The organism is Ruegeria sp. YTSC325 (genome assembly GCF_059609525.1).
The window spans coordinates 75,227-95,114 of record NZ_JBXWLY010000007.1 but is presented as its reverse complement, the minus strand read 5'-3'; the positions used below and the strand labels follow the sequence as shown (position 1 = coordinate 95,114).

Here is a 19,888-nt window from a genome sequence, read left to right as displayed (position 1 = left end):
TTTTTAGCCCCAAACTGGCAGGCCCGACAAGGCGGCAAGTGCAATCGCAACATATGCGGCGGCGCGGTATAGCCGCTCGTATTCGGGGCGGAACAATTTCCCGCCCAGCCAGTTACCGATCAGATTGGGGATGGCAAGCATGAGGCCCAGCAGCGCGGCCGCGAGGGTTACGCGGCCCATTCCGGTCAGATAGCCGAACAGCAGGAAGTCAAACGCGAACAGAAATAGCAGGATCGTTGCGCGGATGACGGTAACTGGCAGAGGGCGCGACATGTAGAACAGGATCACGGCGGGGCCTGGCAAGCCCGCTACTCCGCCCAGGAACCCCGCCGCGCAGCCGATCCCGACCACCATCGCGCGGCCGACAGGACCGTGGTAGCGCAGGCCCAGGATCAGGATGGCCAGCATCGCGAGGGCCAACAGGCTGACAGCGTATCGAAACACATCCGGGTCGACCTGCGTCAGCACCCAAAGGCCAACGGGCAAGATCAGCGCGCATCCGGCCACAAGGCGGATCAGATCGCCCCGCTCAACCTCGCGCCACGCGCGGCGCAGGTTGGGGAGCGGCCCGAAGATGTCCATGATGGTCAGGCCGATCAGCGCGCCGAACGGGCCGAGATAAGGTGTCGCGATGGGCAAGAAGATCAGAGCGGTGCCAAAGCCGGAAAACCCGCGCACGATACCGCTGAGGAAGGCCGCAAAAAGAATAACGGCCAGCCCCGCCGGGGACTGGCCGATAAAATCAGGCGTCGACGTTTGCAAACTGGTTGCCCGCCGTATTCGACGGCTTGGACCAGTCGCGTTTGACACCCAGCCACAGCAGGATGGTCGAGGCCACAAAGACCGAGGAATACGTCCCCACGATCACGCCCCAGATCATCGCGAAGACAAAGCCACGGATGACGTCTCCGCCCAGCACATAAAGCGAGATCAGCGCCAGCAAGGTTGTGACCGAGGTCATGACCGTCCGGCTGAGGGTCTCATTGATCGAGATGTTCAACACCTCTTTCAGGTCTTTCTTCTTGTACTTCCGCAGGTTTTCACGCACCCGGTCAAAGACAACCACCGTGTCGTTCAGCGAATAGCCCACGATGGTCAGCAGAGCGGCGATGATCGCCAGATCGAAGCGGATTTGCAGTTCCGAAAAGATGCCGATGGTCAGGATCACGTCATGCACAAGGGCCGCAACCGCCCCCAGGGCAAACTGCCATTCGAACCGTAGCCAGATATAGACCAGCACGGCCCCGATCGCGAGGACAACGGCGATCACGGCGGTCTGGATCAACTCACCCGAAACTTTGGGGCCGACGGATTCGACCGACACGAATTGAATATCGGGGGTTGCCGCCTTTAATGCCTCTTCCACAGCCGTTACCGTCGCGGCCGAGACCGCCTCGGCGTCGGCTTGCGCCTGAATGCGGATCATGGCGACGTTTTCGTCCTCGCCAAAGGTCGGGTCGAAAATCTCGGTGATGGTGACATCTCCCAATTCCAGCGGCGCGATGGCGTCGCGATAGGCACCGACGTCTATCTCTTGCGCGGATTGGGTGCGGATCGTGGTGCCGCCCCGGAAGTCGATGCCGAAGTTCAGACCTTGCAGCATGAAGGACGTGAAGGCCACGACCATCATCAGGCCGGAAATGCCCAGCCAGACCTTCCAGCGGCTGAAGAAATCGAACGAAGTTTCCTGCGGGACAAGTTTCAGTCTCATGATCAAACCTCGATCGTTTTCGGGCGGCGGCGTTCGAACCACATCACGATCATCAGGCGCGTCACGAAGATCGCGGTGAAGACCGAGGTGAGGATACCCAGACCCAGAGTAATGGCAAAGCCGCGTACCGGGCCGCTACCCATGGCAAACAGGATCGTCGCCGTGATGAATGTGGTGACGTTCGCGTCCAGAATGGCCGACAGTGCCTTTTCATAACCCAGTTCAATTGCACGGGCCGGACCTCGGGCGGATTTCAGTTCCTCGCGGATACGTTCAAAGATCAGCACGTTGGCATCCACCGCCATGCCGACCGTCAGCACGATCCCCGCGATCCCCGGCAGGGTCAGCGTGGCCCCTATCAGCGACAACAGGCCAAAGAGCAGCCCGACGTTCAGGATCAACGCGATATTGGCGAAGATACCGAACAAACCATAGCTGAGCGCCATAAAGACCAGCACAGCCACAAAGGCCACGATGGTCGCCACTTTGCCAGCGTCGATGCTATCTTGCCCAAGCTCTGGGCCGATGGTGCGCTCTTCCAGGAAATCCAACCCAGCAGGCAGCGCGCCTGCGCGCAGCAGGACGGCCAGATTAGTGCTTTCCTCGACGGTAAAATTACCGGTGATGATGCCCGACCCGCCCGGAATGTGGCTCTGGATCACAGGGGCCGAGATCACCTCATCATCCAGCACAATCGCAAACGGCGCACCGATGTTTTCCAGCGTATAGTCGCCGAATTTACGCGCGCCCGAGGTGTTGAACCGGAAGCTGACCGCCGGGCGGCCGTTCTGGTCGAACGCGGGCTGGGCATCGACCAGCTCCTCACCCGTTACAACAGGGGCCGAGTCGATGATGTAATACACGCCCTCTTCGTCAATCGAGGGCACAACTTCCTGCCCGATACCCGGCGTTGCATCTGCGTCGGTGGTGCGACCGCCGACGGGATTGAAGGTCAGTTGGGCGGTCGTGCCGATGATGTCCTTCAGCTCACCCGCCGAGCCGATGCCTGGCACCTGAATCAGGATACGATCCGCGCCTTGGCGTTGAATCGTGGGCTCGCGGGTGCCGACCTCGTCAATCCGGCGGCGGATGATCTCAAGCGATTGGCGCACGGTGCGGTCGTCTGAGGCCAGCTTTTCGGCATCCGACAGTTGCACAACGATGGTGTCACCCTCGGCGCGGGCTTCGATATCCGTCGCGCCAACGCCCGAAAGCGTCTGGACCTGACGGGCTAAACCGCGCACGACCTCAAGAGCACGGGTCATCCCCTCGGGCTGGCTGATGCGCACGCGAATCTCATCGGGCGCCGAGTTCTGACGGCGGATGGTTCCCACGGTGGCGCGCTCATCCCGCAGTGCGTCGCGGATTTCCGGCCACATGGCATCCATGCGGGATTCGTAGACATCGCCGACCTTAACCTCGGCCAAAAGATGCGCGCCGCCGCGCAGGTCCAGCCCCAGATTGACCAGCGAGGACGGCAGCCAATTCGGCCACTGCGCCGCCTCAGCCTGCATGTCTGGGGTGTCGATGCCAAGCTCGATCGCGGCTTTGGCATCGTTGGATTGCTCGACGCGCGTGTAGAACGCATTCGGCAGGGCCATGAGCAAGCCGATCACGCAGACCGACCAGATCAGAACCCGATTCCAGGTATCAATTTGCAGCATTACCCTGCCTTTTCAACGAGATATCGCGCGAAATTACTTCGCAGGCTCGGTCTTGTTCAGAACCTGAGCGATGGTCGATTTAACAACACGGACCTTGACGTTTTCAGCCAGCTCGACCTCAATCTCGTTCTCGCCTTCCTTGACCTTCGATACTTTGCCGATCAGACCACCTTGGGTGACGACCTGATCGCCCCGGCGCACGGCCTCGACCATGGCCTGATGTTCCTTCATCTTTTTCTGCTGCGGACGGATCAGCAAGAAATACATGATCGCAAAGATCAGGATCAGCGGGAGAAACTGGGCGATTGCGCCACCTTCCATGGGATATTCCTTTTGGTTTGGTGTTTGCGGAAAGGCCCGCAAATTTTGCGAGAACCTATTCTTTGAACTGACTGTTTGCAAGGAATGGCGGTACAGGTTTTTGCACCCAAACTTAGATAATGCGCAAAGATTTGGCCAAGCGTTGCAGTTAAGTCCTAGAAACAAGCGCTTGCGTCGATATAGTTGAACCGCGGGGGGTCCAATGGCGCACATTCATCTGAAACTGGGATTGCTACTTCAGATACTGGTCACGACAGTATGGGTTTGCCTTTGTGCGGTGCCTGCTTCTGGTCAGGAAACGGTCGAAGTCCCTGTCGAAAATGAAGAACAATCCGAGACTTTCAAAGCACCCGTTATCGTGGACGGTGATACTCTGTTTTTCTTACGTGGTTCCAGTGCACTACCAGCATCGGAACGCGCCGAAGCAGTACAGGAAAAAATAATAGAAGCGGCCGAAGCTTCGGATAGCCTCGAAGTCACAATCACTTATGAGGATACTGAACTCGGCACACGCATACTGGTCGACGGACTGTCGGTATCGGTTGTGACAGTCGCCGACGCGGAACTGGAGCAAATTGAACTGGAAGTTCTCGGTTTTCTCCATGGCGAGGCCATTGAGCAAGCGATCCAGGCCTACAGGTCCAATCGAACTGATCAAGCGCGAGTTTCCGGAGCGATCGAAGCCACCGCATGGACAATCGGCTTTGCTATCTTTGTTGCAATAATCCTTTGGCTGCATCGCAGGATCAGACGCAAGACGCTGAAATTCGTACAACGGCATCTGAAGGACGTGGAGACTGCCACCGCCAAAAGCGTTCAGGCTGAAGCAATTGCCGCACTGGTTCGATATGGCCTGAATTTCGTTCTGCTGGTGATCTTCTTTCTGGGTTTCTACTATTATCTGTCCTTCGTCCTGCTCGCCTTTGCAGAAACCCGGTACTTTGCGCAGCTTCTGCTGACTTACCTGACTGAGCCTGTTCTACTGATCTTCAAGGGCATCCTTAGTTACATACCCAACTTGATCATGCTGGGTCTAATCAGCTGGGTCACGCTTTATATCATTCGGGGCATGCGAGTGTTCTTTGACGCCGTCGAGGCCGGGTCATTCGATCTGGGGGATTTTGAAAAACACTGGGTGAGTCCAACTTTCAACATCGCACGCGTCGTCGTCATCCTGATCGCGCTGGTCTTTGCCGTTCCTTACATTCCGGGATCAGATTCCGCTGCTTTTCAAGGCTTGACCATTCTTGTAGGCGCGATGCTGTCACTAGGTGCGAACTCGGTCGTGTCGAACATGCTGGCCGGGCTGTTCGTCATTTACCGCCGCTCGACCTCAATCGGGGATCGCATTCAGATTGGCGACCACATTGGCGACGTGGTTCAGATCAAGCTGATGGAGACACATCTGAAATCCATCAAGAACGAACTGATCTCGATCCCCAACGCGCAGCTGATGAACTCGGACGTGGTGAATTTCTCAAAGAAAACCGATGGCAGCGGGCTGCTGCTGCACACCACCGTCGGCATCGGATATGAAGAACCGCCCGAAAAGGTCGAGGCCATGCTGATCGAGGCCGCCCGCCGAACCAAAGGGATCAAAGCCAAGCCCGAACCCTTTGTTTTGTGGACGGCTTTGGCCGATTACGCGATCAATTACCAGATCAACGGCTATAGCACGCGGGGCAGCATCATTCCCAAGATCCGATCCGACCTGCACCGCAATATCGTGGCCGTTTTTAATGAAAACGGAGTACAGATCATGACCCCATCTTACATGGCTGATCCACCCGAACCCAAGATCCCGGTCGGAGAATGGGATGGCCATCTGGCGCATGAATCCCACGAGGGAGCGGATAAGTCGTAACCGGTGCTACACCCTGCGGTTCAGATGGTGCATAAGCGGTCTCAGTGATTCACGCATTCAAGGATCTGAGACATGCACGACATCCGCGCCATTCGCGAAAACCCTGCCGCCTTCGACGCCGCCCTTGCGCGCCGTGGGGACGCGCCGGTGTCGTCGGACCTGCTGCGGTTGGACGAAAGCCGCCGCGCTAAAATTTTGGCCGCTGAGACCGCACAGGCCGAACAGAACAAGGCCAGCAAAGAGGTCGGTGCTGCCAAAGCGCGCGGTGATGAGGCCGAGTTCGAACGCCTGCGCGCGCTGGTAGCCGAGAAAAAGGCCGAGATCGCCCAAATGCAGACCGAGGCCAAGGACCTGGACGCTCTGCTTGCGGATCAACTAATCCGCATCGCCAACCTGCCCGCCGAGGACGTGCCCGAAGGCGCGGATGAAAACGACAATGTCGAGGTCAACCGCTGGGGCAACCCGCGCGAGCTGGACTTTAACCCGAAAGAGCATTTTGAGATCGACGCCGTTCAGACCGGTATGGATTTTGAAACTGCCGCTAAACTGTCCGGCTCGCGTTTTGTGCTGCTATCCGGCGGCGTCGCCCGCATCCACCGCGCGTTGGCGCAGTTCATGCTGGACACGCATATCAATGAAAACGAACTGACCGAGGTGAACGGCCCCGTACTGGTTCTGTCGGAAATGATGCAGGGCACCGGCCAATTGCCGAAATTCGGAGAGGACAGCTATCAGACCCGCGAAGGCTGGTGGCTGATCCCGACGTCCGAGGTCTCGCTGACCAATATCGTCAACGACACGATGATCGAGGAAAACTACCTGCCCCGCCGCTATACCGCGCATTCGCTGTGCTTCCGGTCTGAGGCCGGTTCGGCAGGCAAAGACACACGCGGGATGCTGCGCCAGCACCAATTCGAAAAGGTCGAGATGGTCTCGGTCACGCATCCGGACAATTCGGACGACGAGCAGAAACGCATGCTGCGCTGCGCCGAAGGGATTCTGGAGGAGCTGGGCGTGCCCTATCGCACTGTGATCCTCTGCACCGGCGACATGGGCTTTGGCGCGCGCCGCACTTATGACATCGAAGCGTGGCTGCCCGGTCAGAACACGTATCGTGAGATCAGCTCGGTTTCGAGCTGTGGTGATTTTCAGGCTCGTCGCATGAACGCACGATTCCGTCCCGAAGGCGGCGGTAAACCGGAATATGTCCACACGCTGAACGGCTCGGGTCTGGCGGTCGGGCGTTGCCTGATTGCGGTGCTGGAAAACGGGCAGAACGCCGATGGCACCGTCACCCTGCCCGAGGTGCTCTCGCCCTATCTAGGAGGCAAGCTGACGCTGCAAACGGACGGAACGCTGGCATAAGAAAACCGGCGCGCCGCAGCCGCAGGTTACAACAAGATCAAGGGGCGAAGAGGTCTTACTTCTTCGCCTTTTTCTTATCCTTTTTCTTGCCACTCTTCTTGTCATCTTTTTTCTTACTGTCTTTGGCTTTGTCGTCCTTTTTGGACTTTTTGCCCTTCTTCGTCTTGGCCTTCACCTTATCCTTGGCTTTCGAGAACACGGCTTCCATCTCTGCCCGTTTCTTCGCCGCTTTTTCAGCCTTGGCCTTAGCTTTGGCCTTTTTCTTTGCCTTTGCTTCGGCAGCTTCTGCTGCTGCTTTCTCCTCGGTCGCTTTACGCGCCGCCTCTTGCGCACGTTTTTCAGCGGCGGCAGCGGCCACGGTCTTGCGAGCCGCAGGTTTACGCGTGGCCGGTTTGCGTACGGCCGTCCGACGTGCGGCAGGTTTTGCAGTGGGTTTGGTTGCAGGTTTGGACGACACCGCCTCTTTCGCGGCGGCAATCAACAAAGGAGCGCGCGCCGCCCCAATTCGCGGGACCTTGACCAGATCAGCGGGGTTTGCTTTGGCAATGGCTTCGGCTGTTTTGAAGCCATTGGCTACAAGCGCTTTTCCCAACGCTTCGCCTACACCTTTGACATTGGTCACTGCGGTCATTCTTTGTCCTTTCTTCATCGCCCAATAAATTGTATATACACAGAATATACAATTCCGCAAGCGAATATGATCTATACGCTAGCTGCTATGGGCCAGATTTGTTGTCCGCGTCTTCTTTGGGAACGGTACCAGTCGTTTGGCATCCTCGTCCCACAGCTTGAGGTTCAGTGCCGCGACGGCCTCGGGGAACTTGATCCGGCGGGGCGTATATTCGGCAGGAAGGTTATAGTGGCATTCGCGCAGCCGATAGGATGGGATACGCGCATTGAAATGATGGATGTCGTGCAACGTGATGCAAGCGACAGCATTGTCGAACCACCAGCCGAAATCCAGCGCAGAGGAACCATGCAAAGCTGCCAGCTTGGGGTCAAGGTCGGGACGGCGGTCCCAGTAGGTGTCCTCGAAATTGTGCTGGAGGTACACAAGGAACACACCCAGCATCCCGCCCAGAAATGAGAACACAATCCACACCAAAACGCCGGTACCGCCAGCGATGAGGTAAAGCAGACCCAAAAATACGACGATCGACAGGTTGTGCAGTACCACCCCCGCCACCCCAAACCGGACAGTGTTTTTGGGCCAGCGATAACGAATGAAATAGGTAAACAACGCACCTACTGGAACCAGAATGAACGGATTGCGATAAAGGCGATAGAAAAAACGGGTTTTCCAGTCTGCCTCATTCCATTCACGCAGGGTCATGGTGTGGATTTCACCGGTTTCGCGATGTTCCAGATTGCCTATGCCCGAGTGGTGAAGGTTATGGTTCTGCTTCATCACTTCAAAAGGGGCAAATGTGAAGGGGGACAGCCCGTGCCCCGCCCACTCGTTTTGCTGGCGCGTCTCGAACAGTGAGTGATGCCCGCAATCATGCTGCAAGACGTAAAGCCGCACAGCTGAGAAGGCAAAAACTACTCCGGCAGGGATCATGATGAACCATTGATCCACATATGCAATCGCCAGCGCCAGCGACGTAAAATAAACGGCAAAAGTTCCAAAGTAACTCAGTGCAGCCAGGCGATTGTCCTGGACTGCGTATTGTCGTGTGTATTCCCTAAGATCCATCCAGCCCGCCCCTCACGATGGCCCGGTTCAATATCAACATGAAATTAAGCGCGGAATCTCCGCATGCAACCCGTGCGTGCAAAAACAGATGCACGCGCTTGAATGCTAGCGCGCAGTTCGAGGCATGTCACGCCCTACCGCTGAAAATGCTGAAAATTGGCGCAGTTACGCGCGACCTTTGAGATGCTTGGCTAAAGCACCAGCGTTTTTCTTGCGCCGTCCCTTGTATGGGTTCTTGTCACCCTGCCCGCGCAGCGTCAGGCGGATGGGTGTGCCGGGCATGTCAAAATCCTCTCGCAGACCATTGACCAGATAGCGGTTATAGCTTTCGGGCATCTTGTCAGGGTGCGAGCACATCACCACAAATCCCGGCGGGCGGGTTTTGGCCTGTGTCATATAGCGCAGTTTGATTCGGCGACCTTGCGGCGCTGGCGGCGGGTGCTGCTCCAGCATTGCGGTCAGCCACCGGTTCAGCGCCGCAGTCGGTACACGGCGGTTCCACACATCATGGGCCCGCAGGATGGCAGAGCGCAAGCGCTCCAGTCCCCGGCCTGTTTTCGCAGACACGGTGATCAGAGGCGCGCCGCGCAACTGCGGCAGCAGACGTTCGAAGGATTCCTTGAGGTCGCGCAGTTTCTCCTGCTTGTCCTCTTCGATATCCCACTTGTTCACCGCGATCACGACCGCACGGCCCTCACGCTCGGCCAGATCGGCGATGCGAAGGTCTTGCTGTTCAAACGGAATCGCCGCGTCCAGCAGGACCACCACGACCTCGGCGAATTTCACCGCGCGCAGGCCGTCCGAGACGGATAGCTTTTCCAACTTTTCCTGAACTTTTGCCTTTTTGCGCATACCCGCCGTGTCGAAAATCCGCATCGGCGTGCTATCGCCATCCGGGTCAGCCCAGTCAATACGTAGGCTGATCGCGTCGCGGGTAATCCCGGCCTCGGGGCCTGTCAGCAAACGGTCCTCGCCCATGATCTTATTGATCAGCGTAGATTTGCCTGCATTTGGGCGACCTACTACGGCCACCTGCAACGGCTTGGCCGCAGTGATCAGAGGCGTTTCGCCCTCACCATCCTCATCCAGTTCGATATCGGTTTCCGGGGCCTCATCCTGCGCCTGCTCTTCGGCCGCGTCGGCCAGAGGCATCAACTGGGTATAAAGGTCTGTCATCCCCTCGCCGTGTTCACCCGACAGGCGGACAGGCTCGCCAAGGCCAAGGTTATAAGCCTCAAGCACACCGGCATCGGCGGCCGAGCCTTCGGCCTTGTTCGCCGCAAGGATCACATGTTTCGAACGTTTGCGCAGGATATCAGCGAAAAGCTCGTCGGTCGGTGTCACGCCAACCCGCGCGTCGATCATGAAAAGGCAGACATCGGCCATGTCCACCGCACGCTCGGTCAGACGGCGCATCCGGCCCTGCAAGCTGTCATCGGTCGCGTCCTCAAGCCCGGCGGTGTCGATCACGGTAAAGCGCAGATCCGCCAGACGCCCCTCGCCTTCGCGCAGGTCTCGCGTCACGCCTGGCTGGTCGTCGACCAGGGCCAAGCGTTTGCCCACAAGGCGATTGAACAGGGTGGATTTGCCCACATTGGGGCGCCCCACGATGGCGAGGGTCAGCGACATAACATTCAACTTTCAAGACTCAGACGCGCCCTTTAGCGCATCTTCGCGTCAACGGAAAGCGTGTAGATCACCTTTGCTCGATACGACATACAGCGTCTGCCCCGCTACAACCGGCGCAGTTGTCGCCCCGCCAGGCACTTCCACACGGTTTAACAGCGTCCCGTCAACGGGATTGAAGAACCGTACAAAGCCGTCATTCGAGGCAACAACAATGCGCCCCCCAGCCAGAATGGGCCCATAATGGGCAACGATCGGTCCTCGGCGATTGGGCTTGTCCTTGACAAAACCCGGCAGATCCTGCGCCCATATGACCGCCCCATCGGATGAGTCCAGACGCACCAACTGGCTGCGGTCGCTGATCTGAAACAGGCTTCCGCCAACCGGCCATACAGTGTCAATTGCACCTTCATCGGCGGTCCATTTCCGCTCGCCCGATCCGATCTCGAACGCCACGGTCCGACCCGAGTGGTTGCCAATATAGATAGTGTCCCCGGCCACCATCGGCCCACCGGTAACATCCACGATCTGGGCCGCCGCCCGTCCTCGACGCCCTCCGGCGACCGAAGCATTCCAGCGACGAATTCCGCCCTTGCGGAAAGTGGCCGCCACATCGCCGGATCCAAATGCAAACACCGCAAAATCCTGCGCGATCACAGGGGCCGGAGCCCCCAGAACATTACCCACGCTCGGTGTGCCTTGAATCTGCCAGGCAATGCGTCCGTTGCTGGTATCCACGGCCCAACCTGTTTCGTCCCCTGCGACCAGATAGAGCAGCCCATCGTTGACCAGTGGCGCGCCACTTCCTGTCGCGTTCAAGCGCTTTTGCCAGCGGATTGCCCCAGTCTTGCCATCCAGTGCTGTCAGACGGCCAAACCCGGACGACACGTAAAGCACCCCGTTCGCATACGCCATTCCGCCGCCGGTTGCGTCCTCGTCACCATCATTTGCGGGAATAAGGTTCGTGCTCCAAGCTTTCTGACCCTGGGTCGAGGTCGCGGTCACATTAGCCTCGGAATCCAGCGTGTAGATCAATCCGCCTGCGACGACGGGCTCTGCTGTGATCCGTTGTTTACGCGAATCCCCTTTCCCAATCGACGCCGACCAAACCCGTTGAGGGGTCGCACGCAGTTGCGGGTGCGTTGTACGATAGGCAACAGTGCCGGGACTTTGCGACCAATTGGCGTTGGCCTGTTGTGCAGGCAGGCTGATCGGTTTCGATCCGCGTGTCTCGACTGCTTCATTGTCCGAGGCTGGACGAATATCCTCGCGGACGCCGGGCAGGATGACCTGAGGTTCCTCACATGCCGCCAAAAGCGTGACAGAGGCCAATGCGACCGACACTCCAACGCGAGAAAAGAGACTTGTTACCATGATGATCCGAACTCGTCTGTCAGTGTTGTTTGCGCCGCAGGTCAGCCCTGACGGGCCACCAAGGGTTCCGGTACGCCCCCAAGGGCCACAATCAGTTGCGCAGCGCGCTGCTGCAGGTCAGCACCGATCTCGGCATCCTGGCGCAATGTCTGCAACCGTTCGATAGCCGCATCGGTGTTACCCTCGGCGACGTCTATCAGCGCCAGTTGTTCTTCAGCCAGCAACCGCAGCGGTGCACCGGGCGCAGCCAGCGCCTCGAATTGTTGGCGGCGGTCTGCCGCGGGCATCGTATCGCTTTGCAACAGCAGCGCTTTGAAAGCGGCAATTGCACGGTAGATTTCTGGCAGGTCCCCCTGAACCGCAATCGTGTTCAGGCTATCCACTGCATCCTGCTCGGATCCGGCTTCAACCTGTGATGCGGACAGCAGCATGTTCAGAACAGCGTCACCACCCGGCGAGGCACTCTCGACTGCTGCAAGATCAGTCGCGCGTTCACCCGAGTCGTTCTTGGCCAGCGCTGCAAGAATCGCGTCGCCTAAATCCTGAGCCTGCGAAGTTGCCCGCGATTTGCGGATTTCGTTGAACGCGGCACCGCCGACGATAAGAACCACAAGCAGGACACCAATCCACCCCCACCGGCGCAACAGCAGGTAAAGGCGGTCTCGGCGCACCTCTTCGGTCACCTCATCAATAAAACTGTCGACGTCGCTCATCCCTGCCCTCCGGGCTGTGTCAGTGGTGTATGGCGCCATGTCATACCCCGGCACCCTTGCCAAGCCAAGGGCCGGAATTCGCACATTTTCACCCTATCCCGTCAGGGTTGCGCAAAAATGTGAACCAAACTATTCAGTTCAGCGTAGAAAAGATACATAATCAGGCCCACATTTATGCCTGAGCGCCGAAGAAATCTTGGCGAAGAATTCTGGGAGAAATTCTACATGCGTTTGATTTCACTGGTAAATGCCTTGCTCGTTGTCGTCGCGCTGTTTCTGCTAGTCTTCGAACGCGACGCCCTTTTCGCTTTGGCTGGCCGTGCGGAAGCCGACGAAAATGTCGCTTCTGACGCACAAGGTGAGGCTGTTTCGGGGGCTTCTCAGGCCGTCGTCGGTGTTGTTGCCGTTAGGTCATCCGCACGCGAAATTGACAGTGCTGTTCTGCTGCGTGGGCAGACGAAAGCCAACCGGCAGGTCGAAGTTCTGGCCGAAACAACCTCGACCGTGATCTCAGATCCCAAACGTAAGGGCAGCTTTGTGAAAGCCGGCGACTTGCTGTGTGAACTTGATCCGGGCACGCGTCCAGCCAGCCTGGCCGAGGCCATGGCGGGCAAGCTGGAGGCCGAAAGCCGTATCCCCGAAGCCGAAGCCCGTCTGGAAGAGGCGCACGCCCTGGTCGCAGAGGCCGAGATCAATCTGACCGCCGCCGAGCGCCTGTCTGAAACCGGGTTCGGCTCGGAAACGCGCAAAATTTCAAGCCAGGCGGCCATGCGCACAGCCGAGGCAGGGATCAAGACCGCCGAGGCGGGGCTTGAGGCGACCCGCGCAGGCATTGAAGCCGCCATCGCCGAAGTCGAAGCCGCGCGGCGCGAAATTGATCGTCAGACCATTGAGGCACCTTTTGACGGTCTGCTGGAAAGCGATACGGCTGAACTGGGGAGTCTCATGCAACCGGGGTCTTTGTGTGCGACCGTGATTCAGCTGGACCCAATCAAGTTGGTTGGGTTTGTCCCCGAAGCCGAGGTCAACCGTGTGATTGTCGGGTCCGAGGCCTCGGCAACATTGGTGACCGGGCTGCAGGTCGCCGGTCGCGTCACATTTCTGAGCCGATCGGCCGACGAAACCACGCGAACCTTCGAAGTTGAAGTTACCGTTCCCAACCCCGATCTTTCGATCCGCGACGGTCAGACTGCGGATATCCGCATTGCCGCGGAAGGCGCCAAGGCGCATCTGCTGCCGCAATCGGCCCTGACCCTGAACCACGAAGGAAAAGTGGGCATACGGACGATCGGCAGTGGCAACGTGGTCGACTTCAAGCCTGTCAGTCTGCTGCGCGACTCGTCAGAGGGCGTGTGGTTGGGTGGGTTGCCCGAAACCGTTGACGTGATTGTTGTTGGTCAGGAATTCGTAACCAGCGGTGTGACGGTTGAGCCTACATACAAGGAACCCTCCGAATGACCGGTATCGTCAGTTGGGCCGCTGGCCGGGCCCGCATGGTCCTCGCCTTTATCGCGATTTCGCTGGTGATCGGTGGTTTTGCCTATGTTGGCCTGCCCAAGGAAGGCGAGCCGGACATCGAAATCCCTGCCCTGTTCGTTTCGGTTCAGTTTCCAGGGATCTCGGCCGAAGACTCTGAGAACCTTCTGGTCAAACCGATGGAGACCGAGCTGGCCGACCTGGACGGCCTGAAAGAGATGACCTCGACGGCGGCAGAAAGCTACGCCGGGGTCGCGCTCGAGTTCGACTTTGGCTGGGACAAGACAGCCATCATGGCCGATGTGCGCGACGCGATGAACAGTGCTCAGGCCGAGTTTCCGGACGGGGCCGAACAGTATTCCCTGACCGAGATCAACTTTTCCGAATTCCCGATCGTGATCGTCAACCTGACCGGAGCAGTCCCCGAACGCACGATGGCGCGCGTTGCCAAAGATTTGCAGGACGATCTTGAGGCCATGGACTCGGTTCTGGAAGCCGGCATTGCGGGCAACCGGGACGAACTGCTTGAGGTCATCATCGACCCGTTGCGGCTTGAGGCTTATGACGTCACGGCCGCTGAATTGATCAACGTCGTCCAGAACAACAACCAACTGATTGCAGCCGGTGAGGTCGAAACCGAACAAGGTACCTTCTCGGTCAAGATTCCTTCATCGTTCAAAACGGCTCAGGACGTGTATGACCTGCCGGTCAAGGTGAACGGTGACCGCGTCGTCACGATGGGAGAGCTGGCGCAGATCAATTATACGTTCGAGGATCGCGAAGGCACTGCCCGGTTCAACAGCGAATCCACCGTCGCCTTGCAGGTAGTCAAGCGCAAGGGCTTCAACCTGATAGACACGGTTGAAGACGTCAAAAAGACCATTGCCGAGGCTCGCACCAAATGGCCGCCCGAGATGCAGGCCGCGATCCAGCTTGGCACATCGAACGACCAAAGCCGCATCGTCGGATCAATGGTTAGCCAGCTCGAAGGCTCGGTCCTGACGGCGATTGCACTGGTTATGATCGTGGTGCTGGCCGCATTGGGTACACGTGCAGCCCTGCTGGTTGGGTTCGCCATTCCGACCTCGTTCCTTTTGTGTTTCGCCTTTCTTGCAGTTATGGGTGTCAGCATCTCAAACATCGTTATGTTTGGTCTGATCCTTGCGGTGGGCATGCTGGTCGACGGCGCGATCGTTGTCGTGGAGTATGCTGACAAACGCATCAAGGACGGCGTCGGGCCAATGCACGCCTATGTCGAAGCCGCCCAGCGGATGTTCTGGCCCATCGTGTCCTCGACCGCGACAACGCTGTGCGCGTTTCTGCCCATGCTGTTCTGGCCCGGTGTACCGGGTGAGTTCATGGGCATGCTTCCGGTCACCCTGATCTTTGTTCTGTCAGCCTCGTTGATCGTTGCCCTAATCTACCTGCCGGTCATGGGCGGTGTTTCGGGCCGTCTGAGCCGTATGTTTGACCGCGCCTCGCACTGGCTACGTGCGAGGTTCTCATGGAACATGCGCGCCCTGATGGTGCCGCCCGCCCTTCTGCTGATGTTCCTGGGCGCGATGCAAATGTTGAACCCAGCCTTCCTGATTCCTGCGGGTGGCCTTTTGTTGGGCGCGGTTCTGTTCATCCTCGGAGCTTTTGCCGGGTCGATCACGCTGAGCGCGATCAAGATCGAGCGCGCTCCGGATCAGCACGTGCATACTGTGCGCGAACACACTCGGTTCGGGCATTTCATCAAGTTTCTGGTTGGCAACCCGATCATGCCGGTCGTTTCCATCGTCGTCGTTGCCATTCTGGTGATGGCGGTCATGTTCGCCTACGGCAATAACAACCGCGGGGTCGAGTTCTTTGTCGAAAGCGAGCCAGAGCAGGCCACGGCCTATGTCCGCGCACGGGGCAATATCTCGTTGGCGGAAAAAGACGAGATGGTGCTGGCTGCCGAGCAAATCATTGGTGCCCATCCTGCGGTCATCAATGTGTTTTCGTTTGCGGGTGAAGGGGGGCTGAACCAGAACAACGGTGGCGCACAGGCACCGGCCGACACGATCGGTCGCGTACAGTTCGAGATTATCCCGTGGGAGGACCGCCCTACCCTGTCCGAGCCGATCCTCTTTGGCCTTTTGGACCGCCAGACGATCGCTCCGGAGTATGACGGTGACTTCGTTCTGGATCAGTTGAACGCGGAACTGGCGACGTTGCCAGGGATCGTGGTCGAGATCCTGCCCTTGGAACAAGGCCCGGCTTCGGCCAAACCGGTGCACCTGCGCCTCAAGGGCGACAACCGAGAGCAGCTGACAGCCGCCACGACTGCCGCGCGGGCGGTGTTCGATAGAACTCCCGGCCTGATCAAGATCGAGGACACCCTCCCGCTGCCGGGTATCGACTGGCAGATTGACGTCGACGTCGCAAAAGCGGGCCGGTTTGGCGCGGATGTAGCGACCGTTGGCGCGATGGTGCAACTGGTCACACGCGGCCTTTTGCTGGGGGAAATGCGCCCCGAAACGGTCGATGAAGAGATCGAGATCCGTGTCCGCCTGCCCGATGAAGATCGCGTCTTGTCGACGCTGGATACTCTGAAAGTCCGGACAGCCGACGGACTGGTCCCGCTTTCCAACTTTGTCACCCGCCAGCCGGTTGCAAAACTGGCCGAGATCAACCGTGTCGACCAGCAGCGATACTTCGATGTGAAGGCGGATGTGGAACCGGGCCTCAGCAAGGTTACAACTCAGGCCGCTGACGGTACCTCCACAAGGTTGGCCGTGCTGCGACAGGTCGCTGCAGACACGACCGCAACCGATCTAAGCCTGACTGGCACCAACGGCGTTGAGTACGATGTTGTGTTGCTGACCGGGTCTGAAAACGTGGGCGCCCTTCAGGCGTTGATCGACGAAGGGTCCGCGTCGATCTCGCCGGTGAACCCCAACGAACGCATTGCAGTGCTGACAGAATGGCTGGACACGAACCCCTTTGGTCCGGCGATCTCTTGGGAATGGACCGGCGACCAAGAGGAACAGGCCGAATCCGGGGCTTTCCTTGCCAATGCATTCTTGGGTGCACTGGGGTTGATGTTCGTGATCCTGTTGGCGCAATTCAACAGCTTCTACAACTCGGTTCTGGTGCTGTTGGCGGTGGTGCTGTCGACCACCGGAGTGTTGCTGGGCATGATGGTGATGCAGCAGCCCTTCTCGATCATCATGACGGGTACAGGGATCGTAGCTTTGGCCGGGATCGTGGTGAACAATAACATTGTTCTGATCGACACCTATCAGGAATACAGCCGCTACATGCCTCGGATCGAGGCGATCATCCGCACCGCCGAGGCCCGTATTCGCCCGGTTCTGCTAACCACCCTGACCACTATGGCAGGTCTGACCCCGATGATGTTCGGCCTGTCGCTGGACTTTATCAACGGTGGTTATTCCATCGACAGCCCGACTGCGCTGTGGTGGAAGCAACTTGCAACAGCCGTGGTCTTTGGTTTGGGAATTGCAACCATCCTGACCCTGATCGTCACGCCATCATTCCTAGCCCTGCGCGTCTGGGTTTCGACCTATGCAGTGTTGCTTGCGAAACTTGTGGTTCGTGCGTCTAGCGGTCAGTCCAGCCAGGTCGCCCAGGACATGGAGACAGACAAGGCTGCACTTGAAGCACAATCGGCCGAAGTGATCTGGGACGACAAACCCGAAGACCCGCGCAAGGACACTCCACCGGGGTCACCTCTTAGGGCCGCTGAGTAATACATCGGGGTCGGCAGTGCCGGCCCCGCTTCCTTACAGGCGCGTCCAGGATTGATGAGCGCAGATATGATGCTCGCAGCCCTTCACCCGCAAAGTATCGCCCTCAAGCGTCATCTGCGGCACGGCATCCACGTCAATCAGGGGAACCCAGAATTCGCCCCCTCCGTATTTGCCATTGCCTTCGCTGGTCACATCCCAAAACAGTTTCTTACCGATGTTGGGCGTCTGAACCTCTTTGCCCGACGCGTCATACGCCGACAGGATTTGCCCGCAAAACGCATCGCCACACGCGGTAATCTTGATGTGCGACGTCAGGTTCTTGCGATCCGGCTCGGTCTTCCAGACGCCTATGATCGGGTCATCTCCGGCCCAAGCTGCACTGCATGTCAGCGTTGCCACGCAAACAAAGGATATCCACGAAAACTGACGCATTCCAACACCTCCGGAGAATATCCCGAAGTCTAGCACAAGATTACGCTGCTTGCGCGTCCGATTGCTGCCGGTTCCACAATTGCGCGTACCGCCCTTCACGCTGCAGCAATTCGTCATGAGTGCCTTGTTCGATGATCTCGCCACGTTCCAACACAACAATACGATCGGACTCGGCGATTGTGCTAAGACGATGGGCAATGGTCAGCACCGTGCGTCCTTTGCCAGCTTGGGCCAACGCGTCCTTGATCTCTTGCTCGGTGTCGGTATCCAGCGCCGATGTCGCTTCGTCCAGCAAGAGGATCGGAGGGTTCTTGAGCAACGTGCGCGCGATCCCAACCCGCTGCTTTTCCCCGCCTGAAAGTTTCAGCCCACGTTCCCCAACCTTGGTGTCATAGCCTTCAGGCAACGTAACGATAAAGTCGTGGATTTGCGCCGCTCTTGCGGCGGCTTCGACATCCTCTTGCGTGGCACCATTGCGGCCGTACGCGATGTTGTAGCGGATCGTATCGTTGAACAATACGGTATCCTGCGGGACAACTCCGATGGCCGAATGCAGGCTGGTTTGCGACACGTCCCGTACGTCCTGCCCGTCGATTTTCAATGCCCCGCCGGTCACATCATAGAACCGAAACAGCAGACGCCCTATTGTGGATTTACCCGACCCTGTTGCCCCCACGATTGCCACAGTCTGCCCCGCAGGAACGGTCAACGACACGCCCTTCAGGATTTCACGGTCAGGATCATACCCAAACCGGACATCCTGTAGCGTCACCTCGCCGCCGGTCACATCCAGCGCGGGCGCATTGGGCTTATCCGTTACCTCGGCCGGCTGCTCTAACAGATCGAACATCTGCCCCATATCAACCAGAGCCTGCCGGATCTCACGATAGACCGTTCCCAGAAAGTTCAAAGGCACTGTAATCTGGATCATGTAGGCATTCACCATCACGAAATCGCCCACGGTTAATGTACCCGCTTGCACGCCCAGCGCGGCCAGCACCATGACCCCGATCAACCCACAGGTAATCAGGAAGGACTGCCCGAAATTCAGGAAAGCCAATGAGTACGCCGTTTTGAGCGCGGCCCCAGCGTAAGCCTTCATCGACACGTCATACCGCTCAGCTTCGCGTTCTTCCGCATTGAAATACTTGACGGTTTCAAAATTCAGCAGACTATCGATGGCGCGTTGGTTGGCTTCGGTGTCCTGATCGTTCATCTCACGGCGCAATTTTACGCGCCATTCTGTCACCGCAAAAGTGAACCAGATGTACAGCGCGATGGTGACCGCGACCACAACCAGATACCACACGTCGAACAACCACATCAGGATGATCGCAACCAATAGCAGCTCAAGGATCAAAGGCCCGATAGAGAACAATAGGAATCGCAGTAGAAAATCGACCCCCTTGACGCCACGCTCGATGATCCGGCTAAGGCCACCGGTACGGCGGGTCACGTGATAGCGCATCGACAATTGGTGTATGTGCTGAAAGGTCTCAAGCGCCAAGGCCCGCAATGCCCGCTGACCGACAGGTGCAAACGCCGCATCGCGCAACTGCTGGAACCCCACCGTCATCATCCGCGCAACACCGTAAGCGACCGTCAGCCCAACGGCTCCGAGTGCGAGCGGAGGCACCCCCTCGGCGGCAAGGCTGTCAACCGCGCCCTTGTAAAGGATCGGCGTGTAGACAGCGATCAGCTTGGCGATAACCAACATACTCATGGCGATAACGACACGTCGTTTCACCCATGGCTCATCCTCGGGCCATAGATAGGGGGCGACCTTGCGGATCGTTCGCCAGCCGGAATGGCGTTCGTCGACCTGGGGCATGTCGTCGGAATGCATATGGGCTGCTCGTCTCATCACGTACCAAACCTGCGGTCAGAGATTGGCCCCTGACCCAAG

General features: G+C 58.2%; 15 protein-coding genes. 4 read left to right on the top strand and 11 right to left on the bottom strand.

The features are described from left to right. Window positions 1–3: 3 nt before the first annotated feature. From AC2FF7_RS11935 to yajC, 4 genes are read right to left on the bottom strand one after another with little or no spacing between them, the layout of a single operon-like run. A complete protein-coding gene (locus AC2FF7_RS11935) occupies window positions 4–762 on the bottom strand; it encodes a TSUP family transporter (RefSeq protein ID WP_170752526.1) in 759 nt (252 codons plus the stop codon). Further along, window positions 743–1,711 (bottom strand): protein translocase subunit SecF, encoded by a 969-nt coding sequence (gene secF, locus AC2FF7_RS11930; RefSeq protein WP_170752525.1) that lies wholly within the window; start codon window positions 1,709–1,711, stop codon window positions 743–745. Before secF ends, AC2FF7_RS11935 begins: the two co-directional genes overlap by 20 nt. Window positions 1,712–1,713: 2 nt before the next feature. Next, window positions 1,714–3,375 carry a protein translocase subunit SecD gene (secD, locus tag AC2FF7_RS11925; protein WP_496905679.1) on the bottom strand — a complete coding sequence of 554 codons (1,662 nt, stop codon included), beginning with the start codon at window positions 3,373–3,375 and terminating at the stop codon, window positions 1,714–1,716. A 33-nt stretch (window positions 3,376–3,408) separates the two neighbouring features. Continuing rightward, complete coding sequence (gene yajC / locus AC2FF7_RS11920) at window positions 3,409–3,696, bottom strand: preprotein translocase subunit YajC (RefSeq protein WP_170325331.1); 288 nt, start codon at window positions 3,694–3,696, stop codon at window positions 3,409–3,411. A 202-nt stretch (window positions 3,697–3,898) separates the two neighbouring features. Between yajC and AC2FF7_RS11915 the strand changes: the two genes are divergently transcribed. After that, window positions 3,899–5,560: a mechanosensitive ion channel family protein gene (locus AC2FF7_RS11915; protein ID WP_480865835.1), complete on the top strand. Its 1,662-nt coding sequence runs from the start codon at window positions 3,899–3,901 to the stop codon at window positions 5,558–5,560. Window positions 5,561–5,632: 72 nt separating this feature from the next. Then, a complete protein-coding gene (gene serS, locus AC2FF7_RS11910) occupies window positions 5,633–6,925 on the top strand; it encodes a serine--tRNA ligase (protein WP_496905678.1) in 1,293 nt (430 codons plus the stop codon). A 55-nt stretch (window positions 6,926–6,980) separates the two neighbouring features. Here the strand turns inward: serS and AC2FF7_RS11905 are convergent, their stop codons facing one another. The 5 genes from AC2FF7_RS11905 to AC2FF7_RS11885 form a co-directional block, all read right to left on the bottom strand. Next, window positions 6,981–7,556: a helix-hairpin-helix domain-containing protein gene (locus AC2FF7_RS11905; protein WP_496848967.1), complete on the bottom strand. Its 576-nt coding sequence runs from the start codon at window positions 7,554–7,556 to the stop codon at window positions 6,981–6,983. 78 nt (window positions 7,557–7,634) lie between these two features. Continuing rightward, window positions 7,635–8,621 carry a fatty acid desaturase gene (locus AC2FF7_RS11900; protein WP_170752519.1) on the bottom strand — a complete coding sequence of 329 codons (987 nt, stop codon included), beginning with the start codon at window positions 8,619–8,621 and terminating at the stop codon, window positions 7,635–7,637. Between the two features lie 165 nt (window positions 8,622–8,786). Next, complete coding sequence (gene der, locus AC2FF7_RS11895; protein ID WP_480865840.1) at window positions 8,787–10,250, bottom strand: ribosome biogenesis GTPase Der; 1,464 nt, start codon at window positions 10,248–10,250, stop codon at window positions 8,787–8,789. A gap of 48 nt (window positions 10,251–10,298) precedes the next feature. Next, window positions 10,299–11,621 (bottom strand): PQQ-like beta-propeller repeat protein, encoded by a 1,323-nt coding sequence (locus AC2FF7_RS11890; protein WP_480865842.1) that lies wholly within the window; start codon window positions 11,619–11,621, stop codon window positions 10,299–10,301. A gap of 41 nt (window positions 11,622–11,662) precedes the next feature. Further along, window positions 11,663–12,334, bottom strand: a complete 672-nt coding sequence (locus AC2FF7_RS11885) for a hypothetical protein (RefSeq protein WP_170354566.1) — start codon at window positions 12,332–12,334, stop codon at window positions 11,663–11,665. Between the two features lie 225 nt (window positions 12,335–12,559). Here AC2FF7_RS11885 and AC2FF7_RS11880 point away from each other — a divergent pair, with 225 nt between their 5' ends. Continuing rightward, the gene (locus tag AC2FF7_RS11880; protein ID WP_170752513.1) at window positions 12,560–13,792 is read left to right on the top strand and encodes an efflux RND transporter periplasmic adaptor subunit; all 1,233 of its coding nucleotides are present in this window, start codon (window positions 12,560–12,562) and stop codon (window positions 13,790–13,792) included. Further along, window positions 13,789–17,550, top strand: coding sequence for an efflux RND transporter permease subunit (locus tag AC2FF7_RS11875; protein WP_496905677.1), 3,762 nt, complete (start codon window positions 13,789–13,791; stop codon window positions 17,548–17,550). Before AC2FF7_RS11880 ends, AC2FF7_RS11875 begins: the two co-directional genes overlap by 4 nt. Window positions 17,551–17,583: 33 nt before the next feature. On the opposite strand, the gene AC2FF7_RS11870 is transcribed toward AC2FF7_RS11875, so the two are convergent. Beyond that, complete coding sequence (locus tag AC2FF7_RS11870; RefSeq protein WP_170354569.1) at window positions 17,584–17,982, bottom strand: DUF2147 domain-containing protein; 399 nt, start codon at window positions 17,980–17,982, stop codon at window positions 17,584–17,586. 40 nt (window positions 17,983–18,022) lie between these two features. After that, window positions 18,023–19,828 (bottom strand): ABCB family ABC transporter ATP-binding protein/permease, encoded by a 1,806-nt coding sequence (locus AC2FF7_RS11865; RefSeq protein WP_496905709.1) that lies wholly within the window; start codon window positions 19,826–19,828, stop codon window positions 18,023–18,025. Window positions 19,829–19,888 lie beyond the last annotated feature (60 nt).